Source organism: Streptomyces sp. NPDC048479 (genome assembly GCF_040651435.1).
In the GTDB taxonomy this organism is placed as follows: domain Bacteria; phylum Actinomycetota; class Actinomycetes; order Streptomycetales; family Streptomycetaceae; genus Streptomyces.
Genome location: NZ_JBEZKA010000009.1, coordinates 258,515 through 276,837, shown reverse-complemented (window position 1 = coordinate 276,837; position 18,323 = coordinate 258,515). Strand labels below are relative to the sequence as shown.

Here is an 18,323-nt window from a genome sequence, read left to right as displayed (position 1 = left end):
GCGGCGTACTCCTCACGGATCGACATCAGACCGGGCATCTCATGCTCGGCAAGAGTGATCTCCTTGCGGCCGAAGGCGGCGAGGGAAAGGTCGGCGACCTTGAAGTCCTGGTCAGTGGCGACAGTCGACATGCGAGCTGCTCCTCGTGGTGTGGGTCGAGGGTGGGTACGGCTGGCTCTGCGGCGGCCATGGGCATACGAATGCCCGGGCGCCCGCAGTGCAGTCCGTCGGAGGCCCTCTCTCCCTCGGCCGGTCCGTGGAACGGAACCGCCCGACCGCCATCAGCAGCGACGTCTGACTCTGGTCACGAATCTACACCGATCGGCCGAGTGGGCCCCAGCCCGCCCGGGCTGGGATCCAGCCACATCCGAGGTCCGTCGCCCCTAACTGGCAGCGTCCTCCGGCTTTCGCCGTCGCGCTCGTGTGTTGCACGATGCCTCGTGGATCGGGAACCACTGCACGATCTGCGCACCGAAGCGTAAGGAGAACCACGTGACCAGTCCGGCAAGTGGGCAGCGAAAGTTGAAGCTGCTCGCGGTGACCGCCTGTCCGACCGGCATCGCCCACACCTATATGGCGGCGGAGAAGCTGGTGCAGGCCGCGGAGGCGCTCGGCATCGATATGAAGGTGGAGACCCAAGGCTCCATCGGGGCCGAGAATGTCCTCTCTGACAACGATGTCATAGACGCCGACGGCGTCATCATCGCGGCTGACAAGGACGTGGACCGCAGTCGGTTCGCAGGGAAGAAGGTGCTGGCCGTCGGGGTTGCCGAGGGCATCCACCACCCCGAGCGGCTGATCGAGCAGGTGCAGAACGCTCCCGTGCAGGGGGCGGGCGGCGGGGGCGGGGACGCGGCGCCGCTGAGCAGCGCGGGCGGGAGCGGCAAGGAGCGCAGCGTCGCGTACAAGGCGCTGATGAACGGTGTCTCGTACATGATCCCGTTCGTGGTGGTCGGCGGGCTGCTGATCGCCATCTCGCTGGCGTTGGGGGGCCATGCGACGCCCGAGGGTTACATCATCCCGAAGGACTCCTTCTGGCTGGACGTCAACAACATCGGCGTCGCCGGCTTCACGCTGATGATCCCGATCCTCTCCGGCTACATCGCGTACGCCATCGGGGACCGGCCCGCACTGGTGCCGGGCATGATCGGCGGATGGATTGCCGCGCACGGCGAGCTCTACGGTTCGCCGAAGGCCGGCGCGGGCTTCATCGGTGCGATCGTCACCGGCTTCCTGGCCGGCTATCTGGTGTTGTGGATCAAGAAGGTCAAGGTCCCGAAGTTCGTCCGGCCGATCATGCCGATCATCGTGATCCCGATCGTCGCGACCTCCGTGCTGGGGCTCTTGTTCATCAACGTCATCGGCAAGCCGATCTCGTGGGTCTTCACGCATCTCACCGACTGGCTCAGCGGGATGACCGGGACCAGTGCGATTCTGCTGGGCGCAATTCTGGGGCTCATGATCGCGTTCGACATGGGCGGGCCGGTCAACAAGACCGCGTTCCTCTTCGGCGCCGGGCTGATCGCCACCGACAACCAGACCGTCATGGGTATGTGCGCCGCCGCGATTCCGGTCATGCCGCTCGGGCAGGGGCTCGCCACGCTGATCCGGCGGCGGCTCTATTCGGAGCAGGAGCGGGAGACCGGTATGGCCGCGCTCTTCATGGGGATGTTCGGGATTTCGGAGGGCGCGATTCCGTTCGCGGCGGCCAGGCCGGCCCAGGTCATTCCGGCGAACATGCTCGGTGGTGCGGTGGCCGGTGCGATCGCGGGTCTGGCCGGCGTGGAGGACGCGGTTCCGCACGGTGGGCCGATCGTGGCCGTGCTCGGTGCGGTCGGAGGGGTGCCGATGTTCTTCCTGGCGGTCGCGATCGGCACCGTCGTCACCGCGATCACCACGAATGCGCTGATCGACGTCAAGGAGCGGAAGACGCGCGGGGCCGGTGCGCCGGCGCCGGTGAGTGTGGGCGTGGATGCGCTGGTGCCCGAGCCGGCCCTTGTCGGGGTCGGTGCCGGGGGCGTACGGACCGAGACCGCGCTCACTTCCCCGCCGCCTGCGGCCGAGCAGCCCGAACCGGCCGAACCGGCAGGACCGGCCGAACCGGCACGACCGGCCGAGGACGACGTGCTGTCCGGATATCTGACTGTGCAGACCGTCAAGGTTCAGCTGTCCGCCGACAGCAAGGAAGACGCCATCCGGGAGATGGCCGCGATGCTCTCCGGCACGGGCAAGGTCGCCGATCCCGTCGCGCTCGTGGCGGCCGCCTTCGCCCGCGAGGACCAGGGCACCACCGGGCTCGGCGAGGAGATCGCCATCCCCCACGCCAAGACCGATGCGGTCACCGCGCCGATCGTCGGGTTCGCGCGGTCGGCGGAGGGCGTGGAGTGGGGTTCGCTCGACGGTACGAAGGCCAAGCTGATCTTCATGATCACGGTGCCGGAGGCGGCCGCCGGCGATGAGCACCTGCGGATCCTGGCGCTGCTGTCGCGCAAGCTCATGGACTCCGGTTTCCGGGAGCGGCTGATGGGCGCGTCCGACGAGGCGGCGATCCTCGACGTGCTGCGCGAGATCCAGTAGCCCGTAGGGAACACGAGGGGGCCCCGCGCGAACGCTTGCGCGGGGCCCTTGTCGACGAGAGCGGGGCCCTTGTCGACGAGAAGGCCCCGCTGCCTGCCGGCATCGGGGCCTTCTCGTGGTGGTGCGAGCGGCGACGCGAGATCAGTGGGAGGTCTCCGGGCTCGGGCCGCCCGGGGCCTTCGCCGGGTTGACGCCCGCCGCGGCCGCCGACTCGCTGTAGATGTCCGGCTCCAGGTAGATCACGCGGGCGATCGGGACAGCGTTACGGATGCGGTCCTCGGCTGCGTTGATCGCGTCCGCGACCTCGGAGGCCGTGTCGTCGTGCTTGACCGCGATCTTCGCTGCGACCAGCAGTTCCTCCGGGCCGAGGTGGAGCGTACGCATGTGGATGATGCCGGTGACCACATCACCGTCCACGAGGGCCGCCTTGATCTTCTCGACATCGTCCGTGCCGGCCGCCTCGCCCAGCAGCAGGGACTTCGTCTCGGCCGCCAGGACCAGCGCGATCAGAATGAGCAGGACGCCGATGCAGAGGGTGCCGATGCCGTCCCAGACGCCGTCGCCCGTGCCCAGGGCCAGGCCCACACCGATGAGCGCCAGGACCAGACCGACCAGCGCGCCCAGGTCCTCCAGGAGGACGACCGGAAGCTCCGGGGCCTTGGCGCGGCGGACGAACTCCGTCCACGAGAGCTTGCCGCGTGTCTCGTTGGACTCCTTGATCGCGGTACGGAAGGAGAAGGACTCGGCGATGATCGCGAAGACCAGGACGCCGACCGGCCAGTACCAGGCCTCGATCTCGTGCGGGTGCTTGATCTTCTCGTAGCCCTCGTAGATCGCGAACATGCCGCCGACCGAGAAGAGAACGATGGAGACGAGGAAGGCGTAGATGTATCGCTCACGGCCGTAGCCGAAGGGGTGCTGCGGGGTCGCCTCGCGCTTGGCCTTCTTGCCGCCGAGCAGCAGCAGCCCCTGGTTTCCGGAGTCCGCGAGCGAGTGGACGCTCTCCGCGAGCATCGACGACGAGCCGCTGAAGAGGAACGCAACGAACTTCGCTACCGCGATTGCGATGTTGGCGCCCAGTGCCGCCACGATCGCCTTTGTTCCGCCTGACGCGCTCATGTGTGCCGGATGTCCCTTCGTACCTACGTCGGTCGCCACCCGGGCTTTGCCCGGTCTTTGCCGTGCGCCATTGTTGCAGCCCTCGAAGATGGCGCCGCGTCAGGCCACCACAGTGGCTCGGAAGACGGTGCCGGAACCGGATCCTGTGCCCGAGATCTCCGTCTTGTCCCCCGCCGGGACGAAGGCCGACTCGCCAGGGGCGAGGGTCAGCTCACCGGCCGTCGCACTTCCCGCGGGCACGCTGTCCACCGTCACGCTGCCCGCCGTGCAGAGCAGGATCTGCGGGGTGGGAGCGGTGAGATCGCGGGACTGTGCGCCGGGAGCCAGCGTGTAGCGGGAGAGGCGGAACTCGTGGATCGGGGTTTCGTAGACCTCCTCGCCCGAGGGCGCGGCCTCCGGGCGCAGAACGCCCGGGTCGGTCGCCTCGAAGCGGACGATGCGCAGCAGTTCGGGAACGTCCACATGCTTGGGGGTCAGTCCGCAGCGCAGCACATTGTCGGAGTTGGCCATGATCTCGACACTGAGGCCGTTGAGATACGCGTGCGGGACGCCGGCACCGAGGAACAGCGCCTCGCCGGGCTGCAGTTGGACGTAGTTGAGCAGCATGGCGGCGATCACGCCCGGGTCGCCGGGGAATTGGTGCGCAATCGCGGCGTACGGGGCGTAGGCGCCGCCGAGGCGTTCCGCGGCGGCCGCCGCTTCGGTGACGGTGGCGGCCATCTCGGCCGGGTCGGCGCTCAGGATGGCGGTCAGTACCTCGCGGAGAGCGGCCTCTTCCGGGTGGGCGTGGAGGAGATCGACGTACGGCTTGAGCGAGTCCACCTCGAGTCCGGCGAGGAGATCGGCGGCCTCGACGGGCGTACGGAATCCGCACAGGCCGTCGAAGGGCGTGAGCGCGCAGATCAGTTCGGGCTTGTGGTTGGCGTCCTTGTAGTTGCGGTGCGGAGCGTCGATCGGGACGCCCGCGCTCTCCTCTGCCACGTAGCCCTCCCTCGCCTGCTCGAGGTTCGGGTGAACCTGGAGGGAGAGAGGAGCGCCGGCCGCGAGGATCTTGAGGAGGAAGGGGAGGCGCGGTCCGAACTTCTCGACGGCCGCGGAGCCGAGTTCGCGTACCGGATCGGCGGCGATGACGTCGGACAGCGGCTGGTCGGTAGTGCTGCGGGTGACGCGGGAGGGCGCTCCCGGGTGGGCGCCCATCCACATCTCGGCCTGTGGCTCGCCGGTGGGGGCGACGCCGAGCAGGTCCGGGATGGCGGTCGTGGAGCCCCAGGCGTAGGGGCGCACGGTGTTGGAGAGGCGATCCATGTTCTTCCTTGAGTTCTCAGTACTCGTGTTCTCAGGTACTCGACAGGTACCCGTGTTCTCAGGCCTGAGGGCGCGAGGCCGTCAGGGCCAGATAGACGGCCGCGAAGTCGGTGACGGCGAGGAGTTCGGCGATCGACTCCAACTCGGTGCCCTCCTCCGGTTCGAGCTCGCTGATCGGGGTGTCGTGGCTGAGCGCCAGTTCGCGGGCGGCGGGCGCGGCGGTGAGGCCGCCGGCGGGCCGGTCGCGCAGAAGTACGACGCGGGCGCGCAGGGCCTGCTGCTCAGCGACACGGTCGCGGAAGAAGTCCTCCGGGTCGGCGCCTGCCGCGAGCGCGCCCGCGAGGAGCACTCCGTGGGCGGGGAGCGCCTCGGGGAGCTCCGCGACCAGGGCGGGCCGGCCGGCCAGCTCGGCCAGTACGGCGGCGAAGCGGCGGCCCGCGGGGGCGGCGCCCGCGCCCTCCGTCCAGATGAGCGGGAGGCTGTCGGCGAGCTCGGCGGCGAGCGTCTTGGCGGGATTGCTGTACGTCGCGATGGCGGGGCCGCACCGTTCGGCGGTGGCGTCGAGGCGGTCGGCCACCTTGGCGAGCGTCTCCGGGGGCGCCTCGAGTACGCCGACGCGGTCGAGAAGCGCGAGGAGCGGAGTGAACAGCGCCCACAGCGCCCCGGGGCTCGCGGCCTGGGTCTCCTCGTACATCTCGTGCGGGGCGGTGGCCATGGGGACAACCAGGCCGTGCGTGCCGTCGACCGCCTCGGAGAGCGGGGAGTGCTGGGGGGCTACGGCGACGACAGTGCTGCCGCGGCGGTACGCCTGCTCGGCGAGGAGGGCGAGGCCGGGTTCGCTGCCGTCGGTGGTCGTGATGAGGAGGAGGTCCACGGAGCCGGCCCAGCCGGGCAGCGCCCAGCGGAGGGCGCCGGCGGCCGGGGCTACGCCGGTGGGGGCGAGCCGGGCGACGGGGGCGGTGGCGCCGGCGAGCGCGCTGACCAGGTCGGCGACGCCGGTGGCGGCGGTGCCGGGGCCCGCGATGAGTACGGACCGGGGGCGGCCCTCGGGCTTGAGCTCGGCGATACCTGCCTCGGCGGCGTGCCTGGCGGCGGTGCGTACACGCGCCCCGGCCTCGGCGGCCCCTCGGAGGAGGCCTCGGCGATCGGCTCGGGCCAGGGCGTCCGGGGCATCGAGGAGCGACTCGTCGAGCATGGGGGTGGGCCTCCGATCGCCGTGCGCGTGCGGGGGGTCTGGTTGTTGTGCGGTGGTGCGGGTGCGGTTGGTGCGGGTGCGGTTGGTGGGGTGCGCGCGTGGTGCGGGTTAAGCCGGGCGGCGTGCCTCGTCGACGAGGAGGACGGGGATGGCGTCCCGCACCGGGTAGGCCAGGCCGCAGTCCTTGCCCGTGCAGATCAGCTCGGGTGTGTCGGCTGCCGTTCGGTCGCTGAGCGGAGCGTGGCAGGCCGGGCAGGCGAGGATCTCCAGGAGGCCGGCTTCGAGCGGCATGTGTGGGGTGTCCCTTCGGGCATGCCGCATGTCGAAGTCGCTTCGAACATGCGGTCGCGGTCATGCGGATTGAGCCACGTCAGCCTACCGCTGGGGGGCGGGGTGCGGCGCGTTCTGGGTGGGCGGGGTACGGGAGCGCGGGTGGGTCGGGGTGCGGGTGGGGTGCGGGGCGTTCCCCTGCCCGCCCCTTCCCGAAACCGGGGCTCCGCCCCGGGCCCCGGGCGTTTCCCCACCCGCCCGCCCATGAGATGTGGGGCTACGGGGTACCCCCCGCGCCCCGGGGCGGCAGCTTCGCGCCGCCGAACGAGGCGCTGCACCCGGGGGTACGGGCGCGCCGCCGAACGAGGCGCTGCACCCGGGGGTACGGGCGCGCCGCCGAACGAGGCGCTGCACCCGGGGCCGGGGGCAGTGACCCATCCCCGGACCCGGCTGGGACTCACTCAGGGTCAGGAAGCACGGACCAGTGTCAGGACCTCGTCCCGCACCTTCGTCATCGTCGCCTCGTCGCGTGCCTCCACATTCAGGCGCAGCAGTGGCTCGGTGTTCGACGGGCGGAGGTTGAACCACCAGTCCGCCGTCGACACCGTCAGGCCGTCCAGTTCGTCGGTCGTCACGTCCTCGCGCGCCCCGAACGCAGCCTTCACCGCCGCCGTACGGCCCGCCTGGTCGTCGACCGTGGAGTTGATCTCGCCCGAGCCCGTGTACCGGTCGTACTGTGCGACCAGCGACGACAGCGGGCCGTCCTGGGAGCCCAGCGCCGCCAGTACATGCAGCGCCGCCAGCATGCCGGTGTCCGCGTTCCAGAAGTCCCGGAAGTAGTAGTGCGCCGAGTGCTCGCCGCCGAAGATCGCTCCAGTACGGGCCATCTCCTCCTTGATGAAGGAGTGACCGACCCGCGTACGGGCCGGAGTGCCGCCGTTCTCGCGGACGACCTCCGGGACCGACCACGACGTGATCAGGTTGTGGATCACCGTGCCGCCGGGGTGCTTGGCCAGCTCACGCGCCGCCACCAGCGCCGTGATCGCCGACGGCGAGATGCCCTCGCCGCGCTCGTCCACGACGAAGCACCTGTCCGCGTCGCCGTCGAAGGCCAGGCCCAGGTCCGCGCCCTCGGACCGCACGCGGGCCTGGAGGTCGACGATGTTCCGCGGGTCCAGCGGGTTCGCCTCGTGGTTGGGGAAAGTGCCGTCCAGCTCGAAGTACATCGGTACGAGCGTGAGGGGCAGGGACCCGAAGACGGTCGGGACGGTGTGGCCGCCCATGCCGTTGCCCGCGTCCACGACCACCTTGAGCGGACGCATCGCCGACAGGTCCACCAGGGACAGCAGATGCGCCGAGTAGTCCGTCAGCGTGTCCAGCTCGGTCACCGTGCCCGGCACCTCGGCCGGGGACGGTGCGCCCTGCCCGGACCAGGACTCGACCAGCGCGCGGATGTCCGCGAGGCCCGTGTCCTGGCCCACCGGTGCGGCGCCCGCCCGGCACATCTTGATGCCGTTGTACTGCGCCGGGTTGTGCGAGGCGGTGAACATCGCGCCCGGCAGACCCAGCTTCCCCGAAGCGAAGTACAGCTGGTCCGTCGAGCACAGGCCGATCAGGGTGACATCCGCGCCCCGGGCCGCGGCCCCGCGCGCGAACGCCCCGGAAAGCCCTGGCGACGACGGCCGCATGTCATGGCCGACGACGATCGCGTCCGCGTCCGTCACCTGGACGAAGGCGGCCCCGAACAGTTCGGCCAGGGCCTCGTCCCACTGATCCGGCACCACCCCGCGGACGTCGTACGCCTTCACGATCTGCGACAGATCAGCAGTCACGGCCCAACCTTCCTGAAGTCTCTGCGGTCACGTCAAACTACCCGCACAAACTAAGGCAGCATCCAGCCCAGTACCGGTGTGCTCTGTGCCGTCACGATCAGGCACATCACCAGGAGCAGTCCCAGGCTCCACGGGAGCACCTTGCGCAGCAGGTCGCCCTCCTTGCCCGCGAGCCCGACCGCGGCGCAGGCGATCGTCAGGTTCTGCGGCGAAATCATCTTGCCGAGGACCCCTCCGGAACTGTTGGCCGCCGCCAACAGCTCGGGCGAGAGCCCCGATTCCCGCGCCGCCGTCACCTGCAGCGCGCCGAAGAGCGCGTTCGCGGAGGTGTCCGAGCCGGAGACCGCGACGCCGAACCAGCCGAGCACCGGGGAGAGGAAGGCAAGTCCCGCGCCCGCCGCGGCCACGAGGTGACCGATGGAGGCGGCCTGTCCGGACAGGTTCATGACGTACGCGAGTGCCAGTACGGAGGTGACCGTGAGGATCGCGTACCGCAGTTCGTGCACGGTCGCCGCCCACTCGCGCAGCGCCTCCCGCCCACGTACGCCCAGGACGAACGCGGTCACCACACCCGCGAGCAGCACCAGCGTCCCGCCGGTGGAGACGAGCGGCATCGTGAAGACATTCGCGCCGACCGGCTTACCCTCCGGACTCGCGACATCGAGGAACGGCCAGTCGAAGACACGGGTCGCTTCTGCCAGCAGCCGTTTGACAGGCGGTATCTGGGCGACGGAGAAGATCGCGACGATGAGTACGTACGGGGCGTAGGCGCGCACCACTTCGCGCCGCGGGTCCTCGTGGTCCAGGTCCTCACTCCGTACGCCTGTGAGCACCGCAGCACGTACCGGTTCCGCGGCCGGCCTGCGCGCGCCCGGCACCGCGACGAGCGCCGCCGCGCCCACCAACGCCGCTCCGATGTCGGCGAGTTGGGCCGAGACATAGTTGGCCGCCGCGAACTGGGCTGCCGCGAAGGCGAATCCGCAGGCGAGCGCGGGCGCCCAGGTCTCCCGCAGACCCCGCCGCCCGTCGACCAGACCGACCAGCACCAGCGGCACGACGAGGGCGAGCAGCGGCGTCTGGCGGCCGACCACCGAGGCGACCGAGTCCAGCGGCAGGCCGGTGACCTGAGCGAGCGTCACCACCGGGGTGCCCATGGCGCCGAACGCGACGGGCGCGGTGTTGGCCACGAGCGAGACGACCGCCGCCTTGACCGGGTCGAAGCCGAGCGCGACGAGCATCACCGAACAGATGGCGACCGGCGCGCCGAAACCGGCGAGTGCTTCGAGCAGCGCACCGAAGCAGAAGGCGATGACGAGGGCCTGGATGCGAGGGTCGTCGGAGAGCCGGCCGAAGGAACGCCGCAGGATGTCGAAGTGCTGGGTACGGACCGTCATCCGGTACACCCACAGGGCGTTGACGACGATCCACATGATGGGGAAGAGGCCGAAGAGCACACCCTGCGCGCCGGCCGAGAGGGTCTGACCGAGGGGCATTCCGTAGGCGAGCCAGGCGACCAGCGCCGCGACGGCGAGGCCGATGAGTCCGGCGCGGTGGGCCTTCATCCGTACGGCTCCGAGCAGCACCATGACGGTGACCAGCGGGAGCGCGGCGACGAGGGCGGACAGGGCGAGCGAGTCGGCGACGGGTTCCAGTTCCTGCACGAACACGACAGACCTACCTCCGAATTCCGCGATGCGGAAAGCGATCTCTCACGGGTGAGGGAATGGTCGTGTCCGCGACAAGTGGAGGTCAATGGTCCGTACAGGATTCCGTACAGGATTCAAGGAATGAACGAGCGGCGGGGCTCGTGGAGCGGGTGGGGCGAAGGCGCTCAGCAGGTGGAGCGGGGGCGCTCAGCAGAAGGGCGCGCTCCAGGGCGCGAGGGCTCAGGAGTCCGGGGAACGCAGCACCCGCAGATGGCCGCGGCGCGCGACCTCCCTCGGGTCCGCCGTCCGGCGGCCGTTCTGCGCGCCGGCCTCGGCAGTCCGTCCCTGCGGGCGGGCTGCCTCCCGTACGGCATTGGCGAGCGCCTCAAGATCGTCGCCGCTGGGGCGGGGCGGGGCGGAGCCGTCGGTGAGCCGCACGACCTCCCAGCCGCGCGGGGCGGTCAGACGCTCACTGTGCTCGGCACACAGGTCGTAGCAGTGGGGCTCGGCATAGGTGGCGAGCGGGCCGAGGACCGCGGTCGAATCGGCATAGACGTACGTCAGTGTCGCGACGGCGGGGCGGCCGCACGCGGTGCGCGAACAGCGACGTACAGGGCTCACGACGTTGGACGGTACCGCACTCTTGAGCGGGCTGCGACGACTCTCCACCAGGTCACCCCACCGTGTCGTGCTGTGATGTCGACCATAGAGGCTCCTCGAGCAACTGCCCTGACCTGCACGGGAGGAGAAGCGCGCCGGCGACACCCGCGGGCGATGCGGTCATGACTCGGGGTAAATAAGGTCAATCACGATGAGAACGGCGATCGTGGAGAGGTATGCAATCGGGCCCAAGCTTGGCCGGAATGCTCAATTAGCGACATGCCCCCTCCCCGCGGCGCGGACCCGATCGCCGCACCCCAGTGAGAGTTACCCTGCGTCAGTGATGGACAGTTCTGTGCCGCCCCGCCCGTCCGAACCGCGGCCGCGTCGCCGCGACCGCCATGGCCGCGGGATGCGCGGGCCGGTCGCGCCGCCCCAGGTACCCCTCGCCGCGAGCCGGGCCGAGTCCTTCCGGGACCTGGTGCAGGACTCGGTGGAGCGGCTGGAGCGACGCTGGCCACAGCTCGCCGACGTCGATTTCCTCGTACTGGACGTGCCGGGCGCGCCGGACGAGTCGGTGCCGCTGGGCAACTCGGCTCCCGCGGAAAAGGAACGGCGGGCTCAGATCGTGGTTTACCGGCGGCCCGTCGAGATCCGGACGAAGAATCGCGACGAGCGCGCACTCCTGGTGCACGAGGTGGTCGTGGAGCAGGTGGCTGAGCTGCTGGGGCTGGCGCCGGAGTCGGTCGACCCGCGATACGGACAGGACTGACCGACGGCAGTCCACTGCTGTCGGTCGTTGCGCTGGTCGATCTCGTCAGTCGTCCAGTACTGACAGGTCCTGCTCCGCCTTCGGCACCGCCACCGTCCCCCGGTCGTCCGGCAGTGTCTGCACCGTGAACATCGGGATGCCGTCCTGCGGCAGCGTGAGCGTGCGCGACGCGTGCACCGGGCCGCCCGACACCGTCTCGACGGTCAGCGCGTACGAGCCCTTGAGGCCGGCCGGGACCGGCGGGGGGACCGCCAGTGTCGTACCGGCCTTGACCGTGTACGTCTTGACGACCTGAGTGCCGCCCTGCGTACCCGCCGAGGCGGTGACCTTGACCTGTGCGCCGGCGTCCGGCGCGGTCAGGGACAGGATCGAGCCCTTGGCGCGGTTGTCGGCCGCGGTCGCCCGCTCCCCCACCGGTGCGGTCGCCGGGATGAAGGCGACCTCCTGCTTGTCACCCTTGCCGCGCACGACGCGCAGCGCCGCCACCACCGGGGTCGCCTGGCTGCTCTGCGCCGGGCTGAGGATCAGTGATCCGGCCTCGCCCTTGGTGACGTCCTGCAGGTCGACGGCCGCGGTCATGCCGGACTTGATGTGCAGCGTCTCGTGTCCGGCCGGGGTGATCCGGCCGGTCGCGCCCGCCAGCTGCACCTTCAGGTCGGCGTCGTCGTCGCCGGGGGCGAAGGCCACCAGCTGGACCGAGGTGGCGTCCGCAGGGATGCCCGGCAGTACCGCGGTGCCCGACGGATCGGCCGAGGCGGCCAGCCAGTCACTGCCCGCCTTGTCGTCGGCTGCCCGCACCACCGCTCCGACGCGGCCCGTGCGGGTGGTGACATGGACGGTCAGATCCGCGGCGGGGTCGGAGGTCAGTGTGGAGAGCAGGACCGGGACGCTGGATCCGGCAGGGACCGGGATGCCCTCGGTCAGTGTGGTCTTGAGGGCGCCGTCCTTGCCGTACAGCTCGATGTCGGCGACGGCCGCCGTCGGGTCCGGGTTGGTGAGGTGGACGTAGTCCTGGCGGTTCTTGGCGATGGAGGCGCCCGGGAACCAGAAGTCGGTGTCGGGTGCGGTGCAGCTGACGCCGAGCACGCCGCGCGAGCCGCCCGCGGTGACCGTGGTGGTCTGCTGGGCGGTCCAGCCGGGGGCGAGGCGGCCGGTGGCGGTGCCGACGAGGGCGGGGGCCTCGCCGCCGGCGGCCTTGGCGGCGACGGGCTTGCCGGGCTCCTTCAGCGCGAGCACCGCCTTGTCGGGCGCCGGCTTCTTCGCGCCCTCCGCCGCGGCGTCCTTCTTGGCGGCCTTCTTGGTGTCCTTCTTGGGCGCGGTGCCGGTGTCGGCCAGGGTGGCGGCGGACGCCTTCAGCTCGGCTGCACCGTCCTTCGCGTCTCCGGCCTTCCCGACCGGGGTGAACGAGGTGTACGCCGTCTCCGCGATCTCGGAGCTGCTCGGCGCCGGGCAGAGCAGGCTGGAGCGTTCGACGGGCAGCCGCGCCGCGGCCCCGGCTTCCGCCGTCGAGCCGCCGCCCGGTGCGGTGAGGGCGGCGAACCCGGTGATCGCGGCGAGTGCGACGGTGGTCGCGATCAGGGAGATGGTAGTGCGCTTCACTCTGACTCGCCTCGCGAAGTGTTGCCGGGATGCTGTTCGGTCTCGCTGCCGTCGGCGTAGGGCTGTCCGCCCTGCCGGTCGTAGCCGTACGGGTCGTACTGGGCCTCCTGGTACTGCCCGTCCCCGTAGTTCGCCGCCTGGTACGGGTCGGCCTGGTACGGCTGCTGCTGGTACTGGTCCGCAGCGCCGTACTGCTCACCGCCGTACTGCTGCCGGCCGTCGTACTGGGCGCCGCCCTGGTACTGCTCGTTGTCGTACGGGGCGGTGTACCCGGTGTCCGCGTAGGACTGCGCGTCCCATTCGCCGTACTGCTGCTGGGGCACCGCCGCGTAGTGCGTCGGCTGCTGCCCGGCCCGCTGTGCGCCGAGTTGGCCGTACGCGTCCGGGTCCGGGTCGGCGTAGGTCTGAACCTGCTCTGCCGTCCCCACCTCCGTCCCCAGCGCCGTGTCCGACTCGGCCTCCGCTTCCGCCTGCGCGCGCAGTCTGCGTGCCCTGCGGCCTTCGCCCTCCACCGGCTGAGCCGGTACGGCGATCTCCTCGTCCGGCAGGTCGTCGTCGATCTCCCGGCGCCGGCCCGGAAGCGCGAGCACCAGCAGCACCAGCGCGAACGCGCCCTGGGCCCAGATCCAGCCCGTGTGGGTGGCGGGATCGTCGTACGTCAGATCCAGCCGACCGCCCTCGGCGGGCAGCTCGAAGCCCTGGGCCCAGCCGTCGGCGGTGGTCTTCGTCAGCACGCGGCCGTCGAGCGTTGCCTGCCAGCCTGCGTCGGCGCGGTCCGCGATGCGCAGCACGCGTCCGGACGCACCGGCCGGGATCCTGGCGTGGGCCTCGACCGGGTCGGCGGCGACGGGCAGGGGGTCGGCCTTGCCGGTGACGATGGTGGCCCGTGCGACCTGGCGGTCGACGCGCCACAGTGCGCTGCCGTCGAGCTGGCTCAGCCGGGTGAGGCCCGGGGTGGCGTCGAGGACGCGGCTGGTCTGGCGCGGTGCTCCGTCGCGTACGAGTACGTAACGGATCGCGAAGCCGCTGAGCTGGCTGGTCTGGTCGGCGCCGGAGCCCGCGACGAGGTTGGCGACGACCTTGTCGAGGCGTCCGTCGCTGCCGCCGGCCTCGGACAGTTCGGCGTCGCCCAGGCGGCCGCCGGAGCCGCGTACGAGGGTGTACGAGACCTTGGCGGCGGAGGTGCCGCCGAGGACGAGGGTGCGTGGCTGGTCGCGGGTGTCGCTCTCTGCGGCGACGAAGGCGGGCACCTGGACGGGGTCGCGCCGTTGCAGCGGTCCCGCGGCGCCGCTGAGCATCCAGTTGCCTGCGGCGAGAAGGGGGGCGATGCCGGCGGCGAGCGTGACGAGGACCGCGACGGGCTGGCGCCAGCCGAAGTTCTCGGCGGCGACGCGGGAGCGGCCGCCTTCGGCGCCGATGACGGCGGCGGCGAGCAGGGCGATGCCGTAGACGAGGGTGGCGGGTCCTGCCCAGCCGGAGCCGTTGGCGAGCACCGCGAAGATCAGTGCGACAAGTGCGGCGGCCCAGGCGGCGCGGATCGCGAACTGCCGTTCGCCGCGCAGCAGGGCCGCGAGTGCGGCCAGGACGATGCCGATGAGCAGGATTCCGCCTGCGGCCTTGGGGCCGCCGGGGCTCATACCGAGGAGGTCGAGTGCGCCGGCCGATCCGGTGCCGAACTCGAGTCCGGCTTCACGGAAGAAGCCGGACGGGCCGGTGAGCAGGGTCAGCGACCACGGCGCGAGCACGAGGAGCGGGGTGCCGACGGCGGCGAGGAAGCGCAGTCCGTATGCGGTGATGTCGTCACGCCGCAGTACGAGAACGCCGATGCCGAGGACGAGCGCGATCGGCCACACGATGGGTGTGAACGCCATGGTGAAGGTCAGCAGGAGGGCGTAGGCCCAGGTGGCGCGCCAGCTTCCGCGTCCGCCGCCGTTGCCGCCGCGCAGTCCGTGGGCGGCGACGCCGGCGCGTGCGATGAGGGGCAGCAGGATCGCGAGTACGGCGGTGCCGAGCCGTCCGGTGGCGAGTGCGCCGGTCGCGGCGGGCAGGAACGCGTACGCGACGCTCCCCCAGGCCCGCAGCAGCCGGGACTCGACGACGGGCCGGGAGGCGAAGTAGGCGGTGAGTCCGGCGAGCGGGACCGAGCAGACGAGCAGCACGGTGAGTGCGAAACCGGTGGAGCCGAGGAAGAGGGCGGAGAGCGCCGCGAGCACCGCGAGGTAGGGCGGCGCGGTCTGGGTGCCGCCGGTGCCGAGGGGGTGCCAGTTGTCGGCGTAGCGGGACCAGAGCTCGGAGACGTCGGCCGGGGCGGGCAGCAGTGCGCCGCCCGCGAGGGCGCCGCTGCCGAAGAGTCCGCGGCAGGCGACGAGCGAGACGAGGAGCAGGACGGCGAAGAGCACCGGTCCCGGCTTGCGCCCTATTTTCTTCAGGCGGGCGAACTGTTCGATCTCGAGGAAGTCCGCATCGTCGCCGCCGGGTCCGGATTCGACGGCGCCGTGCCGGGAGCCGCCGGAGTCGGCGTCGGAGCCGCCGCCGAAGTGGCCCGCGACCTGTTCGACGGTGGCGCGGACGGTCGCGCCCGTCGGCGGGAAGAGGGGGCGCAGTTCGCCGGCCTCGACCGCTCGCCGAGAGCGCCTGCGGCGTCCGGCGATGATCCGTTCGGGCCGCAGCAGGGTGCCGAAGAGGCCCATGACTTCGTCGACGGCCTGGCCGGGGACTTTTCCGACGAGGTAGGCGAGAGTGCGCAGCAGGGTGCCGAAGACGATGCGCAGGAGTACGTACGGGAGTACGGCGCCGCGTGCGTTGGTGAGGAGGGTGTAGACGGCCCCGGCCTTGTCGACGCGGTGCGGGCTGGCGACGGAGCGTCCCGCGCAGTCGACGGTGCGGCGTTCGCGGGCGGCGGCTTCGGCGTGCCGCATGACGGCGTCGGGGGCGATGAGGACGCGGTGTCCTGCGGCGTGGGCGCGCCAGCAGAGGTCGACGTCGTCGCGCATGAGGGGAAGTCGTCGGTCGAAGCCGCCGAGCTCTTCGAAGACGTCGCGGCGGATGAGCATGCCGGCGGAGGAGACGGAGAGGACGGAGCGGATCTGGTCGTGCTGTCCCTGGTCCTGTTCGCGCCGGTCGAGTCCGGTCCAGCGGCGTCCGCTGTTGGCGATGGAGACGCCTGCCTCGAGGAGCTGTTTGCGGTCGTACCAGCCGCGGAGTTTGGGTCCGACGATGGCGGCGTATTCGTCGGAGTCGGCGACGCGCAGCAGTTCGGCGAGAGCGCCGGGTTCGGGTGCGCTGTCGTCGTGGAGGAGCCACAGCCATTGGACGGGTTCGCCATGGGGCAGCTCGGGCATGTCGTAGGCGTCGTCGCGCCAGCTCCTGCTGACCGGGTCCCAGCCGCTGGGCCGCTTCAGGTAGGGCAGGTCGTCGGGGGTGAGCACGCCGGCGGTGCGGGCCGCTTCGTCCACGGCGGTGCCGAAGCCGGTGCGGCGGGCGAGGTGCAGTACGCGTTCGGCGCCGAGTGCTTCGGTGACCAGCCGCGCGGAGTCGTCGGCGCTGCCGGTGTCGGCGGCGATGACGTTCTGTACCGGGCGTTCCTGGCCGAGGAGTCCGGCGAGGGCGTCGGGGAGCCAGCGTGCGCCGTCGTGGGAGACGAGCACGGCGGTGACGACATGCCGCGGGAACTCGGGCGGGTGTGCGGGAACAAACGCGGCTGTGGTGGGGGACATTGAGGTACGGGCCCTCCGGCCGGGGGGTCGCCCCGTAGGGGCGTTGGAGCGTCTCGGACGGGGCCCCACACTAACGGTATGAAAAAGCGCTGCGGCGCGAAGCGACTCGACGGGGTGGTAGTCGGGCGACGGGTGAGACAGAACGGTCCGCCGACTGCGGCGAGTGCGCAGTCGGCGGACCGTGGTTTAGGTACGGGCTTGTGGTGTTTGGTCGGGTCTCGGGTATCGGTTCGGTTTTCAGACGGCGGCCTTCTTCAGCCGGCGGCGTTCGCGTTCGGACAGGCCGCCCCAGATACCGAATCGCTCGTCGTTGGCGAGGGCGTACTCGAGACATTCGGGGCGGACCTCGCAGGCAAGGCAGACCTTCTTGGCCTCGCGGGTGGATCCGCCCTTCTCGGGGAAGAAGGACTCGGGGTCGGTCTGGGCGCACAACGCGCGCTCCTGCCAGCCGAGTTCCTCGTCCGCGTCCTCGACCAGCAGTTGTTCGAACAGCTCGGTCATGTGCGCCCCTCGTCTGTTTTTGCGTCCCCGTGATGTTGCCGGTGTCGCTTTTCGGCCGAACGACACGAGTGAAATTACAAGTGCGGTGCTCCAAGCCAGTCAAGCCGAGATCTGCTATTGGGCCCGGTATTCACTCTGGGGAACCAAAGCTTTGCGGAAAGTGTTCAAATCATGAGAAACCTGACACATGCCACCGGCCTGCCCCGCACTCCTCCTCTCACACGGAGAAGACGTGGCCGGGATCGATCTTGTTGCCCATCGAGCCACTGAAGCGATCCGGATCACAGTCCGATCACGGGACCGCAACGGCGTTTGTCAGCGCGGTTGCTGCGCCATGTCTCCGCGGTCGCGGCTGCACAAACCTTTCTCCGCAACCAGTAACCGGATGAGGTGAAACATTACCGCCAAATCGGTCATTGAGTTGACAGTATTGGACCCACCCGTCACCTTTGATTGCATGCCAGTGACCTCAGCGCCCTTCGCAACCCCCCTCCGCGGGTTCCGCAGCGCTGTCCAGGCGCGCTGTTGCTGTTCCAGCTGTTGATGCCCTAGCGCTCCAGCTTCACCACCGCGTACAGCTCATCGCCGTATGCACCGCATGTCCTGCGACACCCCTGCACTGCACGTTCTCTGCCGAGGAACCACCGCACCCATGAACAGCGACAGCGACCTCCAGATCGCCGGCGACATCCTCGCCGTACAGCACCTGCTCCAGCCCGCCCGTGAGCACCCGGCCACCGTCGCCGACTTCGTCGGCCTGGCCCGCTCCATCGCCGCCGACCGCGCGCAGTGGGCCCACCTCGTCCAGTACGACACCACCACCCGCTGGTACCACCGGCTGCGCACCGGTCCGGGCTACGAGGTGTGGCTGCTGTCCTGGGTCCCGGGGCAGGGCAGCGGACTGCACGACCACGGACTGTCCTCCGGTGTGCTGACCGTCCTCGACGGCGAGCTCACCGAGCGCACCGCAGACACCTCCCGGTCCCTGTCGGCCGGCGCGCAGCGGGTGTTCGCGCCCGGATATGTGCACGAGGTGGTCAATGACTCGCTCGAGCCTGCGGTCAGCCTGCACATCTACTACCCGGGTCTGACCGATATGCCGATGCACAGCTCCCAGTGCTCCCCGGCCGAACGGGATGTCGTAGCCGCCTGACAGTCCCGCCCGTCGCCCGACCACCACCCCTCATGGGA

The 18,323-nt window shown here is 70.6% G+C and carries 14 protein-coding genes; 3 read left to right on the top strand and 11 right to left on the bottom strand.

Annotated elements, in window-relative coordinates; all coding sequences use genetic code 11:
* A partial coding sequence (locus AB0D12_RS17275; RefSeq protein WP_362682784.1) for an adenosylhomocysteinase occupies positions 1-131 on the bottom strand: 131 nt, incomplete at its 3' end.
* Positions 132-492: 361 nt separating this feature from the next.
* On the opposite strand from AB0D12_RS17275, the gene AB0D12_RS17270 reads away from it, so the two are divergent.
* Positions 493-2,577, top strand: coding sequence for a fructose-specific PTS transporter subunit EIIC (locus AB0D12_RS17270; RefSeq protein ID WP_362682739.1), 2,085 nt, complete (start codon positions 493-495; stop codon positions 2,575-2,577).
* A 141-nt stretch (positions 2,578-2,718) separates the two neighbouring features.
* Here AB0D12_RS17270 and AB0D12_RS17265 read toward each other — a convergent pair whose 3' ends face one another.
* The 7 genes from AB0D12_RS17265 to AB0D12_RS17235 form a co-directional block, all read right to left on the bottom strand.
* Positions 2,719-3,696, bottom strand: a complete 978-nt coding sequence (locus tag AB0D12_RS17265) for a cation diffusion facilitator family transporter (RefSeq protein ID WP_362682736.1) — start codon at positions 3,694-3,696, stop codon at positions 2,719-2,721.
* 99 nt (positions 3,697-3,795) lie between these two features.
* Positions 3,796-5,001 carry a mannose-6-phosphate isomerase, class I gene (manA, locus tag AB0D12_RS17260; RefSeq protein ID WP_362682733.1) on the bottom strand — a complete coding sequence of 402 codons (1,206 nt, stop codon included), beginning with the start codon at positions 4,999-5,001 and terminating at the stop codon, positions 3,796-3,798.
* 58 nt (positions 5,002-5,059) lie between these two features.
* Positions 5,060-6,196 carry an SIS domain-containing protein gene (locus AB0D12_RS17255; protein ID WP_362682730.1) on the bottom strand — a complete coding sequence of 379 codons (1,137 nt, stop codon included), beginning with the start codon at positions 6,194-6,196 and terminating at the stop codon, positions 5,060-5,062.
* 108 nt (positions 6,197-6,304) lie between these two features.
* The gene (locus AB0D12_RS17250) at positions 6,305-6,487 is read right to left on the bottom strand and encodes a Trm112 family protein (protein WP_326650288.1); all 183 of its coding nucleotides are present in this window, start codon (positions 6,485-6,487) and stop codon (positions 6,305-6,307) included.
* Positions 6,488-6,933: 446 nt separating this feature from the next.
* On the bottom strand, positions 6,934-8,298 hold the full coding sequence (locus AB0D12_RS17245) for a phosphomannomutase/phosphoglucomutase (protein ID WP_362682727.1): 1,365 nt from the start codon (positions 8,296-8,298) through the stop codon (positions 6,934-6,936).
* Between the two features lie 50 nt (positions 8,299-8,348).
* Entirely contained in the window at positions 8,349-9,965 is a 1,617-nt protein-coding gene (locus tag AB0D12_RS17240; RefSeq protein ID WP_362682724.1) for an L-lactate permease, read from the bottom strand.
* A gap of 219 nt (positions 9,966-10,184) precedes the next feature.
* Complete coding sequence (locus AB0D12_RS17235; protein WP_327323970.1) at positions 10,185-10,613, bottom strand: DUF3499 domain-containing protein; 429 nt, start codon at positions 10,611-10,613, stop codon at positions 10,185-10,187.
* 274 nt (positions 10,614-10,887) lie between these two features.
* On the opposite strand from AB0D12_RS17235, the gene AB0D12_RS17230 reads away from it, so the two are divergent.
* Positions 10,888-11,316: a metallopeptidase family protein gene (locus AB0D12_RS17230; RefSeq protein WP_362682781.1), complete on the top strand. Its 429-nt coding sequence runs from the start codon at positions 10,888-10,890 to the stop codon at positions 11,314-11,316.
* Positions 11,317-11,361: 45 nt separating this feature from the next.
* Here AB0D12_RS17230 and AB0D12_RS17225 read toward each other — a convergent pair whose 3' ends face one another.
* The 3 genes from AB0D12_RS17225 to AB0D12_RS17215 all read right to left on the bottom strand — a co-directional run bounded on the left by AB0D12_RS17225 (position 11,362) and on the right by AB0D12_RS17215 (position 17,132).
* Complete coding sequence (locus tag AB0D12_RS17225) at positions 11,362-12,915, bottom strand: DUF5719 family protein (protein WP_362682721.1); 1,554 nt, start codon at positions 12,913-12,915, stop codon at positions 11,362-11,364.
* The gene (locus AB0D12_RS17220) at positions 12,912-16,631 is read right to left on the bottom strand and encodes a glycosyltransferase family 2 protein (RefSeq protein ID WP_362682718.1); all 3,720 of its coding nucleotides are present in this window, start codon (positions 16,629-16,631) and stop codon (positions 12,912-12,914) included. Before AB0D12_RS17220 ends, AB0D12_RS17225 begins: the two co-directional genes overlap by 4 nt.
* A gap of 237 nt (positions 16,632-16,868) precedes the next feature.
* The gene (locus AB0D12_RS17215) at positions 16,869-17,132 is read right to left on the bottom strand and encodes a WhiB family transcriptional regulator (protein ID WP_326650296.1); all 264 of its coding nucleotides are present in this window, start codon (positions 17,130-17,132) and stop codon (positions 16,869-16,871) included.
* Between the two features lie 652 nt (positions 17,133-17,784).
* Here AB0D12_RS17215 and AB0D12_RS17210 point away from each other — a divergent pair.
* Positions 17,785-18,285 (top strand): cysteine dioxygenase family protein, encoded by a 501-nt coding sequence (locus tag AB0D12_RS17210; RefSeq protein WP_327323973.1) that lies wholly within the window; start codon positions 17,785-17,787, stop codon positions 18,283-18,285.
* The last annotated feature ends 38 nt before the right edge of the window (positions 18,286-18,323 follow it).

What these genes read in the sequence shown, in the direction of transcription:
- AB0D12_RS17250 (WP_326650288.1), bottom strand. Translation starts at nt 6,487, where the DNA reads ATGCCGCTCGAAGCCGGCCTCCTGGAGATCCTCGCCTGCCCGGCCTGC.
- AB0D12_RS17255 (WP_362682730.1), bottom strand. Translation starts at nt 6,196, where the DNA reads ATGCTCGACGAGTCGCTCCTCGATGCCCCGGACGCCCTGGCCCGAGCC.
- AB0D12_RS17220 (WP_362682718.1), bottom strand. Translation starts at nt 16,631, where the DNA reads ATGTCCCCCACCACAGCCGCGTTTGTTCCCGCACACCCGCCCGAGTTC.
- AB0D12_RS17210 (WP_327323973.1), top strand. Translation starts at nt 17,785, where the DNA reads ATGAACAGCGACAGCGACCTCCAGATCGCCGGCGACATCCTCGCCGTA.
- manA (WP_362682733.1), bottom strand. Translation starts at nt 5,001, where the DNA reads ATGGATCGCCTCTCCAACACCGTGCGCCCCTACGCCTGGGGCTCCACG.
- AB0D12_RS17230 (WP_362682781.1), top strand. Translation starts at nt 10,888, where the DNA reads ATGGACAGTTCTGTGCCGCCCCGCCCGTCCGAACCGCGGCCGCGTCGC.
- AB0D12_RS17265 (WP_362682736.1), bottom strand. Translation starts at nt 3,696, where the DNA reads ATGAGCGCGTCAGGCGGAACAAAGGCGATCGTGGCGGCACTGGGCGCC.
- AB0D12_RS17215 (WP_326650296.1), bottom strand. Translation starts at nt 17,132, where the DNA reads ATGACCGAGCTGTTCGAACAACTGCTGGTCGAGGACGCGGACGAGGAA.